This window comes from Streptomyces sp. DH41 (assembly GCF_029813785.1).
Classification (GTDB): Bacteria; Actinomycetota; Actinomycetes; order Streptomycetales; family Streptomycetaceae; genus Streptomyces.
On the sequence record NZ_JARVKY010000004.1, the window covers coordinates 261,956 to 278,096 of the forward strand.

Annotated in this window: 13 protein-coding genes; 8 read left to right on the forward strand and 5 right to left on the reverse strand. The window is 73.3% G+C overall.

What is annotated here, in order from left to right; genetic code table 11:
* Positions 1-7: 7 nt before the first annotated feature.
* The gene (locus QC283_RS09730) at positions 8-229 is read right to left on the reverse strand and encodes a hypothetical protein (RefSeq protein WP_279560990.1); all 222 of its coding nucleotides are present in this window, start codon (positions 227-229) and stop codon (positions 8-10) included.
* Positions 230-729: 500 nt separating this feature from the next.
* On the opposite strand from QC283_RS09730, the gene QC283_RS09735 reads away from it, so the two are divergent.
* Complete coding sequence (locus QC283_RS09735; RefSeq protein ID WP_279560991.1) at positions 730-3,369, forward strand: SpoIIE family protein phosphatase; 2,640 nt, start codon at positions 730-732, stop codon at positions 3,367-3,369.
* A gap of 9 nt (positions 3,370-3,378) precedes the next feature.
* On the opposite strand, the gene QC283_RS09740 is transcribed toward QC283_RS09735, so the two are convergent.
* Positions 3,379-3,513 carry a hypothetical protein gene (locus QC283_RS09740; protein ID WP_279560992.1) on the reverse strand — a complete coding sequence of 45 codons (135 nt, stop codon included), beginning with the start codon at positions 3,511-3,513 and terminating at the stop codon, positions 3,379-3,381.
* A gap of 155 nt (positions 3,514-3,668) precedes the next feature.
* Between QC283_RS09740 and QC283_RS09745 the strand changes: the two genes are divergently transcribed.
* On the forward strand, positions 3,669-4,907 hold the full coding sequence (locus QC283_RS09745) for a M23 family metallopeptidase (protein ID WP_279560993.1): 1,239 nt from the start codon (positions 3,669-3,671) through the stop codon (positions 4,905-4,907).
* A 260-nt stretch (positions 4,908-5,167) separates the two neighbouring features.
* Here the strand turns inward: QC283_RS09745 and ppk2 are convergent, their stop codons facing one another.
* The 3 genes from ppk2 to QC283_RS09760 all read right to left on the reverse strand — a co-directional run bounded on the left by ppk2 (position 5,168) and on the right by QC283_RS09760 (position 7,792).
* Positions 5,168-6,148, reverse strand: coding sequence for a polyphosphate kinase 2 (ppk2, locus tag QC283_RS09750; RefSeq protein WP_279560994.1), 981 nt, complete (start codon positions 6,146-6,148; stop codon positions 5,168-5,170).
* A gap of 73 nt (positions 6,149-6,221) precedes the next feature.
* Positions 6,222-6,605, reverse strand: coding sequence for a hypothetical protein (locus QC283_RS09755; RefSeq protein ID WP_279560995.1), 384 nt, complete (start codon positions 6,603-6,605; stop codon positions 6,222-6,224).
* A gap of 128 nt (positions 6,606-6,733) precedes the next feature.
* The gene (locus tag QC283_RS09760; protein ID WP_279560996.1) at positions 6,734-7,792 is read right to left on the reverse strand and encodes an aldo/keto reductase; all 1,059 of its coding nucleotides are present in this window, start codon (positions 7,790-7,792) and stop codon (positions 6,734-6,736) included.
* A gap of 143 nt (positions 7,793-7,935) precedes the next feature.
* Here QC283_RS09760 and QC283_RS09765 point away from each other — a divergent pair, with 143 nt between their 5' ends.
* The 6 genes from QC283_RS09765 (at position 7,936) to QC283_RS09790 (ending at position 16,113) form a co-directional block, all read left to right on the forward strand.
* Positions 7,936-8,550 carry a TetR/AcrR family transcriptional regulator gene (locus tag QC283_RS09765; protein WP_279560997.1) on the forward strand — a complete coding sequence of 205 codons (615 nt, stop codon included), beginning with the start codon at positions 7,936-7,938 and terminating at the stop codon, positions 8,548-8,550.
* Between the two features lie 305 nt (positions 8,551-8,855).
* Entirely contained in the window at positions 8,856-9,383 is a 528-nt protein-coding gene (locus QC283_RS09770) for a hypothetical protein (RefSeq protein ID WP_279560998.1), read from the forward strand.
* 456 nt (positions 9,384-9,839) lie between these two features.
* Complete coding sequence (locus tag QC283_RS09775) at positions 9,840-11,981, forward strand: hypothetical protein (protein WP_279560999.1); 2,142 nt, start codon at positions 9,840-9,842, stop codon at positions 11,979-11,981.
* Positions 11,982-12,035: 54 nt separating this feature from the next.
* A complete protein-coding gene (gene pelF / locus QC283_RS09780) occupies positions 12,036-13,562 on the forward strand; it encodes a GT4 family glycosyltransferase PelF (protein WP_279561000.1) in 1,527 nt (508 codons plus the stop codon).
* The gene (locus QC283_RS09785) at positions 13,559-14,968 is read left to right on the forward strand and encodes a hypothetical protein (protein WP_279561001.1); all 1,410 of its coding nucleotides are present in this window, start codon (positions 13,559-13,561) and stop codon (positions 14,966-14,968) included. The genes pelF and QC283_RS09785 overlap by 4 nt, the downstream gene beginning before the upstream one ends.
* Positions 14,969-15,111: 143 nt before the next feature.
* Positions 15,112-16,113 (forward strand): SDR family NAD(P)-dependent oxidoreductase, encoded by a 1,002-nt coding sequence (locus QC283_RS09790; protein WP_279561002.1) that lies wholly within the window; start codon positions 15,112-15,114, stop codon positions 16,111-16,113.
* Positions 16,114-16,141 lie beyond the last annotated feature (28 nt).

Below are 16,141 nucleotides of genomic sequence, written 5' to 3' on the forward strand. Positions count from 1 at the left end.
GGGACGGTCAGAAAAGCCGTTCCTGGGCGGGCGAGGGCCCTGACCGCCGGTTCCGGCGCGGGGCGCTCGGTGCGGGCGCCGTGTCCCCGAACAGGGGTGCCGTGCCGTACTCGTCCGGCTCGGCCGGGACGGTGGTGGGGCCGGTGCCCACGTTGAGGACCAGTGGGGCGTCCCGGTCGAAATCGCCCGGTGTCATCGCCACCCACTCACGGTCCTGCCGCTCACCCACGCACCGACACCTCTCTCGCGCCGCCCGCCGCGACCACGCGACGCTACCAGCCCTGCCGCAGTCCGGTGATCACGGCTCCCGCCTGACTCGTCTCCATCGTTCCCGGTTGACCGGCGGCCGACGCGTCATGATTGTTCCCGCGCGAAACGGGCCGTCTTCGGTCAGGTTCAGGTGGCGCGCTGACGTCGGGCGCGGCGGGAAGGCCGCGCACCCGCCCTGTCGTCCGGGCGGCGGAACGCGATCGCCGTACCGGCGCGGTGGTCACCGTCGACTCATGACACCCACCCGCCCGGGCGGCGCGGCCTGGTGCGGCCCCGCGTACGGGGGAGAACGCGGGGCCGCACCAGCAAGCTATCGGAGTAGTCCCCCGCCTGCCAGACCCGGCTCCCGGCTGACCCATCCGAAAGGGTCACCCGGCCGGCGGACATCACGGCGATTCGGCCGGGGCGCGCACGCATGGCGCGCTGCGAGGCCCGCCGTGCGAGGCACACACTGATGGCATGGGCTACCTCGATCCACCGACGGCGGTGTCACGGCGCTTCCCCGAGGAGCCGGTGAGCGCGGCGTCGGCTCGGCGGTTCGTGCGCGCCGCGCTGGACGGCGTCACCTCGGAACTGGCGGACACCGCGGAGCTTCTGGTCAGCGAGCTGGTCACCAACGCGGTGCTGCACGCGCACACCGAGGTCGAGGTGGCGGTGTCGCACGACGACCGCCGGGTGCGCGTACGGGTCGATGACCGCCGGCCGAGCCGTGGGCTCGTGCCGCAGCACTGCCCGCCGTACGCCGGCACGGGCCAGGGGCTGGCACTGGTCCAGCAGTTGGCCTCGCGGCACGGGGTCGAGGCCGACGACGAGCGCAAGACCGTGTGGTTCGAGCTGTGGCCCGACGGCCCGCCGCCTCCGTCGTCCGGGTGGGAGACCTCCGTGCCGCCGTGCCCCTCGGCACAGACGGTGACGCTCATCGACGTACCGAGTGCCCTGGACTCGGCGTGTCGGCAGCACCGGCACGCGGTGCTGCGCGAACTGACCCTCGCCGCGTGTGCCGGGGACCTCCTCGACATGTCGCCCGAGGACCTCACGGCCGCCAACGACATCAACAACGTGATCAGCGCCTGTGTGACGGCCGCGCTGGAGGAACCGCTCCCCGAGTCGGACCCGCGCACCCTGCTCCTGCCGCTGCCGGCCGACGCCGCGCCCGCGGTACGAGCCCTGCGCCGCGTGCTCGACCTGGCCGAGGAGCGGGCTCGGGAGGAACGGCTGCTCACGCTGCCGGCGCTGCCGCGCGGCCGCGCCTTCCAGGACTGGCTCTTCGACCAGATCGTGGTTCAGCTGACCGGGGGCCACCCCACCGCGTGGACCGTGACGCCCCGCGAACCGGAGGTCAGCTCCGCCGAGTTCGTGCCGTGGGAAGCCGGTCAGGTACGGGGCAGCAGGGTCCCGACCATCGCCGCCGACGAGGCCAACCGGATCATCGCGGCGAACGGACCGGCGGCGGAGCTGCTGGGCTGGGGACCGGACGACCTCGTCGGGCGAAGGCTCACCACGCTCATCCCGGAGCACCTGCGCCGGCGGCACACGGTGGCGTTCACCTCGATGCTGCTCACCGGTCGCACCCGTATCGTGGGCCGCTCCGTGCCGCTTCCGGCGCTGCACCGTGACGGCGGAGTGGTTCCGGTGCGGCTGTACATCCAGACGCAGGAGACCACCGACGGCCGCACCGTCTTCGTCGCCCAGCTCACTCCGCGGGCGACCACTCCCCTCGACGTGCCGAGGATCCCGGCCGGCAGCCCGCGGGCGGCGGCCCAGGAGCCCGGCGAGGGCCTCCGGGCACCGGCCGCCCCGGAGCGCGACAGGAGGACGGGCGGTGCCGAACACGGCATGTCGGCGATGACCAGGCTGTCCCTCCTGGCCGACCTGGGAGCGGAGCTCAGCAACACCCTGGACCTGGACGAGGGGCTGCGGTGCGCCGGCCGGCTGCTGACCCGGCGGCTGGCCGACTGGTGCGTGATGGACCTGTTCATCGAGCATGCCCAGGTGGACCGGGTCTGTGTCGTCCACCGGGACCCCCGTGGCCTGCGCCCCTCGGCCCACGAGGGCAGGCTCCCGCCGGTCTCCGAGGAATCGCGCGGCCCGCTGGCCCGTGTGCTGCGCGGCGCGGGGCCGCTGCTGCTCACCGACGCCCCGCCACCGGGCCAGGCCGAGAGCGCGCTGGACCGGAACTACGTGGAGCTGTTCCGCGAACTCGGTGCGGGCAGTGCCGTCGTCGCTCCGCTGCGGGCCCGCCGCAAGATCCTCGGCGCCCTGACCCTGACCCGTGCGGCGGGCGGCCGGCCGTTCACCGAGGAGGATCTGACCCTGGTCGACGACCTGGTGCACAGCCTGGCGCTGGGGGTGGACAACGCCCGTCTGTACCAGGACACCCGCTCCATCGCCGAACGGCTCCAGCGCTCCCTGCTGCCGGTCCTGCCCGAGGTCGAGGGTCTGCGACTGGCCGCCCGCTACGCCGCGTCCTCCACCACCGCGCAGGTCGGCGGGGACTGGTACGACAGCTTCGTCCTGCCCCAGGGGGACGCCGCCGTCGTCATCGGTGACGTCACGGGACACAATCTCGACGCGGCCATCGCCATGAGCCAGCTGCGCAGCATGCTCCGCGGCATCGCCGTGGACCGCCAGGAGCCGCCCGCGGAGGTGCTGCGCCGACTGGACCTGGCGAACCACAGTCTGCACCGGGAGGCCACCGCAACCTGCCTCTACGGCCTGATCAAGGGCTCCGCGCGAGGCCCCTGGGAGCTGAAGCACTCCTCCGCCGGTCATCTGCCGCCCCTGCTGACCACCCGGGAGGGCGAGACCCGTTACCTCGATGACGGCGCGGGCCTGCTCCTCGGCATGGATCCCGACGTGCCCCGGTCCACGGCCCGCCACGCGCTGCCGGCCCACTCGACGCTGCTGCTGTACACCGACGGCCTCATCGAACGCCGCGACGAACCCCTCGACGACGCCCTGGACCGGCTGCGCGGGCACGCCGCCGACCTGGCCCGCGAGCCCCTCGACACGTTCTGCGACGAGTTGCTGATCGGCCTGGGAGCCGACAGCGCCGACGACATCGCCGTCCTCGCCGTCCGGCCCTCGCCGCCCTTGTGATCGCGTGCGTCAGGGTGTGACGATCGGAAACCGGGGATCGGGGCGCTCCATGAGGCTGCCCACGGTGACGCGGACGTCGAGGTCGGGGGCGATGAGGCCGACGGCGCCCAGGGCGACGGCGTCGCGCGGCCGCTGCGGTGACACCCGGGGCCCCGCCGACGCGGACGCCGGTGAGACCCGAGGGGGCCTTCGCGCGGGCGTCCGGGGCCGTCGGGCTCCGGCGGCTCTGCCCGTTCGGGCATGCTCTTCTGCCTCGGGGTCTCCTGACGCTCACCGGAACAGGGCGTTACCTTCCCTTCGTGAGCATCAGGTCCCGGCGCGCGCCGCAGGTGAACGACGAGCGGCCGACCGTGACGGGGGCGGCCCAAGACACGGACGAGCAACAGCCGGAACACCCGGCACAGCCGGCACAGCCGGCACAGCCGGCACAGCCGGAGCAGCCGGAGCAGCCGGAGCAGCCGGAGCAGCCGGAGCAGCCGGGCCAACCGGAACAGGGCGGGAAGCGCAAGCGCCGCGGTCCCGGGCCCTTCACGCTGCTGCTGCTGCCGGGGCTGGTGACCGTCACCGGCGTGGCCGCCTTCTTCGCGCTGACGGGCGGTCTGCCGACCCCGTGGCCCGAGGACTCCGACCCCGATCAGGCGGCGGTCGACATCGACCCCTCCTACGTCCCATGGCTGCGCAAGGCGGCCTCGGCCTGCACGCTCCTCGAACCGTCCGTGCTCGCCGCTCAGATCGACCAGCTCTCCGGCTGGCGGGACGACACGGACGAGATCTCCGGCGAGAAGGGCATCGCCGCCTTCACCGACACCGAGTGGCGGACCTGGGGCAAGGACGACGACGGCAACGGGAACTCCTCGCCCCGGGACCCGGCGGACGCGATCATGGCGCTCGGCCGGCAGGACTGCTCCCTCGCCGAGAAGGTGACCGAACTGCGCACCGAGGGCCGGGTCAACGGGGACCTGGTGGACCTGACCCTCGCCGCGTACTCGTCGGGAACGGACGCCGTGACGAAGGCGGGGCGCGTTCCTCCGACGGCCGAGACCTACCTCGCCGAGGTCGAGGCCCTGCTCCCGCGTTACGAGGCACTCGACCGGGCCGATCCCGGCGGCGGCGCGGGCGGGGCGGCCGGCGCGCTGCTGGCCGCCCCGGTGAGCGAACTCACCATCTCCTCGCCCTACGGGTCGCGGGAGCACCCGCTGACCGGGGTGACCAAGCTGCACACCGGCGTGGACTTCGCCGCGCCCCAGGGAGCGCAGGTCGTCGCCGCCCGGCAGGGCCGCGTCGTGTTCGCCGCGCCGACCGCCGCGTACGGCAACCGCATCGTGATCGACCACGGGACCATCGAGGGCAAACGGCTGGAGACCACCTACAGCCACCTGTCGTCCCTGGAGGCCGCCGTGGGACAGACGGTGGAGGCCGGCACCCCGATCGGACGGGTCGGCTCCACCGGGCTGTCCACCGGCCCCCACCTGCACTTCGAAGTCGTCCTCGACGGGTACTACACCGATCCGCGTCCCTGGCTCGTCACAGGCGGCTAGGCCGACGGCGCGTGTCCGTCGACGGCGGGCGTCGAGTACGACGTTCTCGGCGGCATCGGCTACCACGACGGCCCAAGCCGGACACCTCCTTCGGCAACGTCAAGGCGGACGTGCCCGCGTACTACATGCCGGGCTTCGAGCGCGGGGACTTCGTCCGCACCGTCCTCGACTCACCGTGGGGGAGCAGGGGGACGGACGGTCGTGTCCGCGCGGCGTGTGGTGGCGCGCGCCGCCCGGGCGGGGCGTCCGGGTGGCCGGTGTCAGTCCGCCCGGTCCGGGTGGGTCCCCGGGCCGTCACCGTGGTCGGCCAGCGGTGTCGGGGAGAGGTCGACAGACTCCTCACCGGCTTCGAGCAGCGTGTCGGCGGGGCCCACGATCAGCGGGTCGGGGGGACCCACCGTCTGGTGGTCCTTGGCCGGGTAGTCGCAGCGATCCAGCAGGCTGCGCATGGCCTCCAGCCGGCCCCGGCGCTTGTCGTTGTTCTTGACCACCGTCCAGGGTGCGTGCGACGTGTCGGTGGCACGGAACATGTCGACCTTGGCCGCGGTGTAGTCGTCCCAGCGGTCCAGCGAGGACAGGTCCGTCGGGGAGAGTTTCCAGCGGCGTACCGGGTCGACCTGGCGGATCGCGAAGCGGGTCCGCTGCTCGGCCCGGGAGACGGAGAACCAGAACTTCACCAGCAGGATGCCGTCGTCGGTGAGCAGGCGTTCGAACAGCGGCGCCTGCTGGAGGAACTGGCGGTACTCGGGCTCCGTGCAGAAGCCCATCACGCGCTCGACGCCCGCCCGGTTGTACCAGGAGCGGTCGAAGAAGACGATCTCGCCGCGGGCGGGCAGGTGGGCCACGTAGCGCTGGAAGTACCACTGCCCCGCCTCCCGTTCGGTCGGTTTGTCGAGGGCGACCACGCGGGCGCCGCGGGGGTTGAGGCGTTCGGTGAAGCGCTGGATGGTGCCGCCCTTGCCGGCCGCGTCGCGGCCCTCGCAGAGGACGACGATCCGCTGCCCGGTCTCCTTGACCCAGCGCTGCATCTTGAGCAGCTCGATCTGCAGGATCCGCTTCTCCCGCTCGTAGGCGGACCTGCGCACCCTGTGGTCGTACGGGTGGTTCTCCCGCCAGGTGTCGATGGGGCTCCCCTGCGCGTTGAGCAGGATGGGCTTCTCCGGCCTGCGTTCGTCGACCCGCAGCCCTTCGAGGAGGTTCTCCTCGACCGCGTCGTCACCGGCGTCGTGTGTCCTCGTCATCCCCGCCTCCTCACCTCGGGACAGCCCGGCCATCTCCCGCCGCGGCTTCGGACGTCCGCTCCGCTCCGTGTGCTCACGCCGCGTGCGGCCGGGCCCGCACGGCGCGCGCGGGTCCGGCCGGGGTCCGGACGGCCGTGACCCGGTAGGTGGTCCGGGCCGGGTCGGTCAGCGGGTCACCCAGTGCGATCCGGCCGGCGGCGTGCAGCTTGTCGCACTCGGCGGTGGGGAGCGCCGCGTAGCAGCCGCCCCTGCCCGTGGCCGAGTCCAGCGGCCGCCAGTAGCTGTATCTGCGCCGTCCGCCCGCGCGCACGGTGACGAACACGGGGGTACGCGTGTCGGCGACGATCCGCAGGACGTCGGCCTCCACGAGGCTGAGCGGTGCGCACGGGCGGGGCCCGCGGCGGCCGGTCACACGGGGTTGTCCGGCGGTCTGCGCGTGGACGACGGTAAGCGGCATCGACTGTGGCCTTTCGGGACAGGGGACTCGAGACCGCCTACCCGCTCCGGCCGGTGTTGATCTCGCTTGCCCGCATTCTCGTCCACGGCACTGACAATGCCGCCACCGCACCGCCGGAACACGGCAGGTCAGTCCTGGGACACGCGCACGCGCCGCAGGGGGTGGGGGTTGAGCCGGGCGAAGCCCTCCTGACGTTCGTAGGGGAAGTGGGGATAGGGAGCCGTCGTGGCACTCGCGGCGTCGAGTCCGGCCACCTGGTCGTCGGTCAGGGCCCACCCGACGGCGCCGAGGTTCTGCCGCAACTGCTCCTCGTTGCGGGCACCGATGATGACCGACGAGACGGTGGGCCGCCGCAGCAGCCAGTTGATGGCGATCTGGGGCACGGTGCGGCCCGTCTCCTTTGCCACGGCGTCCAGGGCGTCGACCACCCGGAACAGGAGCTCGTCCGCCACGGGCGGGCCGTAGTCGGCCGTGGTGTGCAGCCGGCTGCCGGCCGGGAGTGGGCTGCCGCGGCGGATCCGGCCGGTGAGCCGTCCCCACCCGAGCGGGCTCCAGACGACGGCTCCGACGCCCTGGTCGAGGGCCAGCGGCATGAGCTCCCACTCGTAGTCCCGGCCGACCAGGGAGTAGTAGACCTGGTGCGCCGCATAACGCTGGTGTCCGCGGGTGTCCGCGTCGGCGAGGGACTTCATCAGCTGCCAGCCGCTGAAGTTGGAGACGCCGGTGTAGCGGACCTTTCCGGCCCGTACGAGATCGTCGAGGGTGGAGAGCACCTCCTGGACCGGGGTCCCGGCGTCGAAGGCGTGGAGCTGGAAGAGGTCGATGTAGTCCGTGCCCAGGCGGCGCAGGGCCTGGTCGACCGCCGTGATCAGACGCGCCCGCGAGGTCCCCGCGTCGGCCGGCCCGTCCCCCATCGGCAGTCCGGCCTTGGTGGAGATGATCACCTGGTCGCGCCGTCCCTTGAGCGCGGCGCCGAGCACCTCCTCCGACGCCCCCGCGGAGTAGACGTCGGCGGTGTCGAACATGGTCACCCCCGCCTCCAGGCAGATGTCCACGAGTCGGCGCGCCTGAGCCTCGTCCGTGCTGCCCCAGGCCCCGAAGAGCTCTCCCCGCCCGCCGAAGGTGCCCGCGCCGAAGCTCAGCGCCGGAACCATGAGGCCGGACGCTCCCAGTCTCCTGTACTCCACAACCGCATCCCTTCGTCCGGCCGTCCGTCGTGTCGCGGTGGTGCGCGGCGCGCACGAGGCGGCTCTCATTAACGGGACGATCGTTCCGTTAAGATGTCCGAAGACTAGCAGGATCGAACCGCTAATGGAACCGGAGTGCCGTTATGACATCCGAGAGCCCCGATCCGGGCACCGTCCGCCCGGGCGGCCGCACCGCCCGTGTACGGTCCGCCGTCCTCCGGGCCGCCGGTGACGCCCTGGCGGAGCACGGACTGGCGGGCCTCGACCTCGCCGACGTGGCCCGCCGCGCCGAGGCCGGCCGGACCACGGTCTACCGGCGCTGGGGCACCCCGGCCAACCTGGTCGCCGACCTGCTCACGGACATGGCCGAGCAGTCACTCCCGCGCACGGAGACCGGCACCCTCATCGGCGACCTGCGCGCGAACGCCCGGCTCGTGCAGCGCACACTGGCCGACCCGCGCCAAGGCGCGCTCTTCAAGGCGGTGATCGCCGCCGCGACCTGCGACGCACAGGCGGCCACCGCCCTGCGCCGGTTCTACGACATCCGCGTCGCGGAGTGGGAACCCTGCGTCCGGCAGGCCGTCGAACGCGGTGAGCTGCCCGCGGGCACCGACACGCGCGAGGTGGTCCGCGCCGTCTCCGCCCCCCTCTACTACCGCCTGCTCACCACCGACGAGCCGCTGGACGAGGCGGCGGCGGACCGCGCCGCGCAAGCCGCGGTCGCGGCGGCCCGGGCGGGAGTCTTCGCCTCGGCGTGATTCCCCACCCCTCGACGGCGCGGCCGGCGGCGCCACCACGCCGTCGGACCCCTTCCCCGGACATGCGGCTCGCGCCGGGCAGGCACCCGGAATCCGCCATTGCCACCGGGAGGGACGGCCGGTGGTCCGACCCGGGAGGATTGCGGGCCGGACCCTCGCGTTGTGATGCACGAACACCGACAGCCACCGGTTGTGACGACGTGGTCACAGACCCTTCACCGAACGCACACTTCCGGCCGAGTCCCGTTCTCCGTGTTCCCGGTGGTGCAGACGGTGCGCCGAGGCCGTGCCTAATGTCCCGGGCCATGCGACCCACACGAACGAGACGCCTCGGTCTCGCCACGATCATCGCCCTCGCCCTCGCCCTGTTCGGCCTGGCGCCCTCCGCGAGCGCCGCCGACCCCGCCCCGGCCGAGCTGACGTTCAGCACCGACACGGCGACCACCCAGCCCGGCGGCACGGTGAACCTGTCGATGACGATCAAGAACAACAAGACGTACGACATCTGGTTCGTGTACCAGACGATCGACCCGACCTGGCTGACCACCCAGCGGCCCGACCTCAAGTACGGCTTCACCGGGTGCAGCCTGGCCTCGGAGGCCGGCGCCGTCCCGTGCGCCGGGACCGGACCCGCCAACCTCGGCACCAACTACGGCGCCACGATCCCGCCCGGCCAGAGCCGCACCGTCACCCTGACCCTGCAGGTCGCCGCCGACTCCGGGTGCAACGGCAACATCGGCTTCTACTCGTACTTCTACGCCGAGTTCAGCGACAGCACGAGCGTCAGCGGCGGGCCGGTCCACACGCCGGAGACCCGCGTGCTGTGCCCGTGACCGCACGACTCCCGGCGCGCTGAGCGCCGGTCGGCGGCCGGCCCTCGACCGGCCGGCCGCCGACGGCGCGAGCAACATCAGGACTGACCTGATCTCGCTCCATGCCCGGTCAGCGCACTGGTCGAGACCATTGGCCGTCCACACCCCACGGAAGCCGGGGTTCCGCGCCCGCCTCCGCCGGCTCGCCGCAGTACACGGGCTCGCGGGGCAGCGTGCCGCGCGGAGCCCGGCGCCCGCCCGCCACTCCGGGCCGTTCCCGCTCCGGGTAAATAGACACATACGCTTTTCCGTCAAGTTCCGCAGCAGGCACACAAAAACTCCACACACGCCTCACTATGTGACGCGACGGAAACGTCGACGACCGGCGTCTCAGGGGAGCGACGGCGTGGTCACGGGGTGGGACGGGCTCCGGCAGGAGCGTGCCGCACCCCTGCCCGGGGGAGGGAATCTCACCGCATGAAGCGGACCATTCGCACTACGGCGCTCGCAGTGGGCGCGCTGATCGCGTCGCTCGGCCTACCGGCCGGCCCGGTCCACGCCGCCGACGCCCCGGCACCGCGCGTCGACCTGCGCGTGCTGGTCGTGACCGACGGAGGACCGGCCACCGACGCCATCGCCGCCGAGCTGGAGACCGCGGGCACGCCGTACACGGAGGTCGACCTGCGGGACACCGGCCGGCCCGTGATCGACGCCGGATTCCTGGCGGACACCGTGGACGGGCAACCGCGCGCCAGGTTCCAGGCCGTCGTCCTGCCCAACGACAACCCCTTCCCGGCGAACTCCGGTGAGATGGCCGCGCTCGCGTCGTACGAGCAGACGTACGCGATTCCGCAGGTCGACGCCTACACCTACGCGCGCCCCGAGGTCGGACTCCAGTACGCGGTCGGCACCGGGTACGCCGGCAGCGTCGACGGTGTCCGCGCGGAGGTGACGCAGGCCGGGCTGGCCGGCCCCTTCGGCTACCTGGACGGGGCCGTTCCGTTCGAGGACAACTCCCCCACCGTGGGCGAGTCCTACGCCTACCTCTCGACACCCGCGCCGGGGGCCGACTTCGTTCCGTACGTCCAGGCCGCGATACCCGGGCGGGCGACCAAGGGCTCCCTGGTGGGCGAGTACCGGCACGACGGGCGGCGCGAACTCGTCGTCACGTTCGTCTACAACCAGCACCAGCAGCAGTTCCGGCTGCTCGCCCGGGGCATCGTGGAGTGGATGACCGGCGGGATCCATCTCGGCGCCGACCGCAACTACTTCGCCGTGCACGTCGACGACGTCTTCGCGGCCGACGACCGCTGGGACACCGAGCTCAACTGCACGCCGGGCGACGTGGACTGCCCGCCGGGCGAGGGCACACCGAACCCGATCCGCATGGTCCCGGCCGACGTCGACCACGCCACCGCCTGGCAGGACAGCCGGGACTTCACGCTCGACCTGGCCTACAACGGCTCCGGCAGCGTCGACCACCGCCAGGACAACGCGGGCGCCGACCCGCTCGCCGACAGGCTGATCGCGGACCGCGACCGCTTCCGCTGGATCAACCACACGTACACGCACGCCTTCCTGGGCTGCCGGCAGGACGTCAGCGTGGTCCCGTGGAAGTGCGCGACGAACCCCGACGGCAGTACCCAGTGGATGAGCCGGAACGAGATCGCCGACGAGATCGCGACCAACCGCGTCTGGGGTGAGGGCGTCGGACTCCCGCTGGAGAACGACGAGTTGGTGACGGGCGAGCATTCGGGCCTGAAGGTCACCCCGCAGCAGCCCGAGGACAATCCGAACCTGGGCCCCGCCCTGACGGACACCGGCATCGCCTGGCTCGCCTCGGACAACTCCCGCGACCCCGTCCAGCGGCGGGTCGGCAGCGCCACGACGGTCTCCCGCTATCCGATGAACGTCTTCTACAACGCCGGCCGGGCGGCCGAGCAGGTCGACGAGTACAACTGGATCTACACCAGCCGCGCCCAGGGCGGCAGCGGCATCTGCGAGGACAACCCCGCCACCTCCACCTGCCTGTCCGCCCCGCTGGACACCGCCACGGGCTACGCCGAGCACATCGTGCCGCTGGAGACGCGGATCGCGCTCGGGCACGTCCTGTCCAACGACCCCAAACCGCACTTCATCCACCAGTCGAACCTCGCCGAGGACCGCATCGCCTACCCCGTCCTCGACGGCGTGCTGGAGGGCTACGACGACCTGTTCGCCGAGAGCACCCCGGTGGTGAACCTCCGGATGGAGGACATCGGCGTCGAGATGCGGCGCCGTGCCGTCTGGCGGGCCGCGGTCGACGCCGGCCAGGTCACCGCCTACCGCGTGGGCGACACCGTGACCGTCCAGGCGCCGGACGGCGTGGCCGTGACGGCGACGATGCCCGCGGGCACCCTGCGCGAGGGCACGGGCTTCGGCGACGCCTACGCCGGGGCGCTCTCCGGCTGGACCGCGACGGCCGGCGGGACGCTGGCCCTCGCCCTGCCGTCCTCGACCGCGGTCGACGGCGACCCGGCCACGCTGCCCGACGACTCGGCCGGCCCCACGCCCACCGCGCCGCCCACCCGGGTGCCGGCCGGCGTGACCGAGCCGGTGCCGTACGGCGCGCGGCGCTGAGCACCGCACCACCACCGAAGGTCCGCACACCCACCTCGGCCGTGGAGCACATCCATGCACGTTCCCCACGGCGCGCGCCGCCCCGGCGCGGCGCGCGTCACCCTGCTCACCGAAGGCACCTACCCGCACAGCCACGGCGGTGTGAGCGTCTGGTGCGACCAACTCGTCACCGGCATGCCCGACCTCGACTTCGAGGTCGTCGCGGTCACCGGCACCGGGCGCGAACCGCTCGCCTGGGACATCCCCGAGCATGTCTCCCGGGTCGTCTCCGTCCCCATGTGGGGGCCGGCCCCCCAGGGGCGTGCGCCTCGCGGGCGGGAGCGCGTCCGGCTCGCCGCCGCCTACGAACGGTTCGTGACCGCGCTGCTCGACCCACGGGCCGAGGACGGGTTCGGTCCCGCCCTGTACCGGCTCGCCCGGGCCGCCGCGGACGGCCGGCTCAGCCCCTTCCTGCGCGGGGACCGGGCGATCGGCATCCTGACCGCGGTCTGGAACCGGCCGGGGCTGGCCGTGCGCGAGGCCCGGCCCACCCTGCACGACGCGGTGACCGCGACCGCGCTGCTGGAGCACGCCCTGCGTCCACTGGCCGCGCCGTACCCGGAGACGGGCGTGGCGCACGCGGTCAGCGGCGGTGTCGCGGTCCTGCCGGGCCTGGCCGGACTGGAGCGGCACGGTGTGCCGCTGCTGCTGACCGAGCACGGCGTCTACCTGCGCGAGCGCTACCTCGGCTACCGCACCGCCCCCTACCGCTGGCCGGTGAAGGCGCTCCTGCTGGGCTTCTTCCGGCTGCTGGCCGAGGAGACCTACCGCAGGGCAGCCCTGATCACTCCGGGCAACCGCTACAACCGGCTGTGGGAGGAGCGGGGCGGTGCCGCCCCGGAGTCCATACGCACGGTCTACAACGGCGTGGACCCGGCCGCGTTCCCGCCCGCCGGACCGGAGCCCGCACGACCCGTGCTCAGCTGGGCCGGGCGGGTCGACCCGATCAAGGACCTGGAGACCCTGATCCGCGCCTTCGCCCTCGTACGGGCCGAACTGCCCGCCGCGCGGCTGCGGTTGTTCGGCGGCACTCCGCGCGGTGGCGAGGCCTACCGGGAGCGCTGCGAGGCGCTGGCGGCACAGCTCGGTCACGCTGACGCGGTCACCTTCGAGGGCCGGGTCGAGGACATCAAGGACGCGTACGCCGCCGGGAACGTCGTGATGCTCTCCAGCATCAGCGAAGGCTTCCCCTTCACCCTGATCGAGGCCATGTCGTGCGGCCGGGCGACCGTCTCCACGGACGTGGGCGGCGTCCGGGAGGCCGTCGGCGACACCGGTCTCGTCGTCCCGCCGCGCGATCCGGCCGCCATGGCCGCCGCGGCGCTGGAACTGCTGGACGACGCCGAGCGGCGCCGGGCGATGGGCGAGGCGGCCCGGCTGAGGGTGATCGAGCAGTTCACGCTCCGCCAGACCATCGACACCTTCCGGTCCGTCTACCTGGAGCTGTCGGCGTTCGGCGGTAGGGCAGCACGCGCGCCGGACGTCGAGGAGGACGCGTTCGCGAAAGCGGGCGGGGCGCCGGTGAGGAGTGCGACCGGATGAGCGGACCCATGGCTCTGGAACCCGGCGGCGCGGAACAGGACACACTGGCGCTGCGCCTCGCCGACGACCGCACACTCTCCCTGCGCGCGGCCGACCAGCACACCCTCGCCCTGGTCCGCCCCGGCCACGGCGCCCGGCGGGACGCGGTCGACCGGCTGGCCGCCGAACTGGCCGACCGCATCGCGCCCGCGGTCCATCCCTACGAGGTGGCCGCACTGCTGGAGTCGGAAGGGCTGACCGGCGAGGTGATCCAGGAACGGTACGGGCACCCCGACCTGTTCTCCCTCGCCACGGCGCTGTACGAGCGCGTACCGCGCTCCTTCCCCGACCCCCCGCGCCCCGCCGACCCCTGGCGGCCCGACCATGTGCGGTGCGCCCTGCGGGGCGCGTTGTTCGCACTGCCGGGTCTCGCCTACGCGCTCGCGGGGCGTCTCCTGCCCCAGGACGACGCCGTGCGGGCGCTGGTGGTGGCGGGGCTGCTCTCCTGGGCGTGGAACCAGGCGCTGGGCCACCGGGCGTATCTGCGGCTGGCGACCGGACGGCGGGAGGCGGGCCGCACTCTCCTCAAAGGGGCGCCGCTGGGTGCGGCGGTGGCGACGGGGGCCGGGACCGCCCTCGCCGGGTCGGGCGCCGCGGCGCTGGCCGTGACGGCCCAGTCGGGATACCTCGCGGCCGCCGGAGTGCTGCTCGTACTGGGCCGGGAGCGGCTTTTGCTGGCCGCCCTCGCGCCGGTGATCGCCGGCGCGGCGACGCTGCCGTGGTGGGAGCCCGGTACCGTGCTGCGGGCCGGGCTGCCGCTGCTGTCGCTGCTCGGCTCCGTCGCCGCGGCCGGTTGGGCGCTGCGCGGCACCCTGCGGGCCGTGCCCGTACCGGACGCCGTCCGCCCGCCGCTGCTCCGCTCCCTGCCGTACGGCCTGTTCGGGCTGGCCGCCGGGACGCTGGTGTTCCTGGTGGGCCGTGACCAACCGTGGGCGGTGATCGTGCTGACCCTGAGCATGGGGCCGGCGGAGTGGCTGCTGTACCGCTACCGCGGGCTGTCGGTGGCGGCGTTGCGGGCGACCGGCACTCCGGCCGGTTTCCGGCTGCGCTCGGCGGCCGTGCTCGCCGGCTGTCTGCTGGTCTACCTCGGTCCGCTGGTGCCCGCGGCGCTGCTCGTCGACGCCGACCCCGTCACGCTGCTGCCGCTCGCGACGGCGCTGTGGACCTCCCTGCTGCTCCAGGCCTTCGGCGTGGCCTGGCCGCCGGCCGCCCTGTGTCTCGCGGCCGCCGCCGGCGCGGGGTCCGCCTTCCCGGCCGGGCTGCCACCGGGTCCGGCGGCCGCGCTGCCGTGGTGCTGCGGCGCCGCCGCGCTCTGTCTCACGGTGTGCGTGCTGCGGCTGCTGGGCCGGCCGGCGGCGCACGCGTGAGGCCGCGGCGGGAGGGCCGTACCACCGCGGGGCCCGCCCGGGCCCGCACCTCGCCCCCCATCGACGCACCCGTCCATTCACCGACCGACTCACCGACTCACCGACTCACCGACTCACCGACTCACCGACCGGAAGGATCCCGCGTGACCGCAACACCGCTCGCCGCCGTCACCGGAGCCGAGGGATTCATCGGCTCCCACCTCACCGAGGCGCTCGTCGCCTCCGGGCACCGGGTGAGGGCCATGGCGCAGTACAACTCCTTCTCCTCCTACGGCTGGCTGGAGACCCTCTCCCCCGACGTGCTCGACCAGGTCGAGATCGTCCTCGGCGACGTCCGGGACCCCGGTTCGGTCCGTCACCTCGTCGAGGACGCCGACTGCGTCTACCACCTGGCGGCCCTCATCGCCATCCCGTACTCCTACCGGGCACCGCACAGCTACGTGGACACCAACGTCACCGGCACCCTGAACGTCCTGGAGGCGGTCCGCGCCCAGGGCACGCCCCGGCTGGTGCACACCTCCACCAGTGAGACGTACGGCACCGCGCGGACCGTGCCGATCACCGAGGACCACCCCATCAACACCCAGTCGCCGTACGCCGCGTCCAAGGCGGGCGGGGACCGGCTGGCGGACAGCTACCACGCCAGTTTCGACACGCCGGTGGTGACACTGCGGCCCTTCAACACCTACGGCCCCCGGCAGTCCATGCGGGCGGTCATCCCCACCGTCATCGGCCAGGTAGCGGCCGGCGAACGCGTCATCACCCTCGGGGACCTGCGCCCCACCCGGGACTTCACCTTCGTCAAGGACACCGCGCGGGCGTTCCTCGCGGTCGGCACCGCGCCCGCCGAGCGGGTCGTGGGCCGTACCTTCAACGCCGGGACCGGCGGCGAGATCTCCGTCGGCGACCTGGTGGCGCTCATCGGCAAGGTGATGGACACCGCGCTCGACGTACGGGAGGACGAGCAGCGTCTGCGGCCCGCCAACTCCGAGGTGATGCGGCTGGTCGCCGACGCGAGCCGACTGCGGGAGGCCACCGGCTGGAGCCCGGCGCACGACCTGGAGCAGGGCCTCGCGCACACCGTGGAGTTCTTCCGCGACCCGGCCAACCTCGCCCGCTACAAGACCGGCATCTACAACATCTGACCACGCCCGGCACGTTGACCGAGGGGGA

What these genes read in the sequence shown, in the direction of transcription:
- QC283_RS09755 (WP_279560995.1), bottom strand. Translation starts at nt 6,605, where the DNA reads ATGCCGCTTACCGTCGTCCACGCGCAGACCGCCGGACAACCCCGTGTG.
- QC283_RS09775 (WP_279560999.1), top strand. Translation starts at nt 9,840, where the DNA reads ATGAAGCGGACCATTCGCACTACGGCGCTCGCAGTGGGCGCGCTGATC.
- QC283_RS09765 (WP_279560997.1), top strand. Translation starts at nt 7,936, where the DNA reads ATGACATCCGAGAGCCCCGATCCGGGCACCGTCCGCCCGGGCGGCCGC.
- QC283_RS09735 (WP_279560991.1), top strand. Translation starts at nt 730, where the DNA reads ATGGGCTACCTCGATCCACCGACGGCGGTGTCACGGCGCTTCCCCGAG.
- QC283_RS09770 (WP_279560998.1), top strand. Translation starts at nt 8,856, where the DNA reads ATGCGACCCACACGAACGAGACGCCTCGGTCTCGCCACGATCATCGCC.
- QC283_RS09785 (WP_279561001.1), top strand. Translation starts at nt 13,559, where the DNA reads ATGAGCGGACCCATGGCTCTGGAACCCGGCGGCGCGGAACAGGACACA.
- pelF (WP_279561000.1), top strand. Translation starts at nt 12,036, where the DNA reads ATGCACGTTCCCCACGGCGCGCGCCGCCCCGGCGCGGCGCGCGTCACC.
- ppk2 (WP_279560994.1), bottom strand. Translation starts at nt 6,148, where the DNA reads ATGACGAGGACACACGACGCCGGTGACGACGCGGTCGAGGAGAACCTC.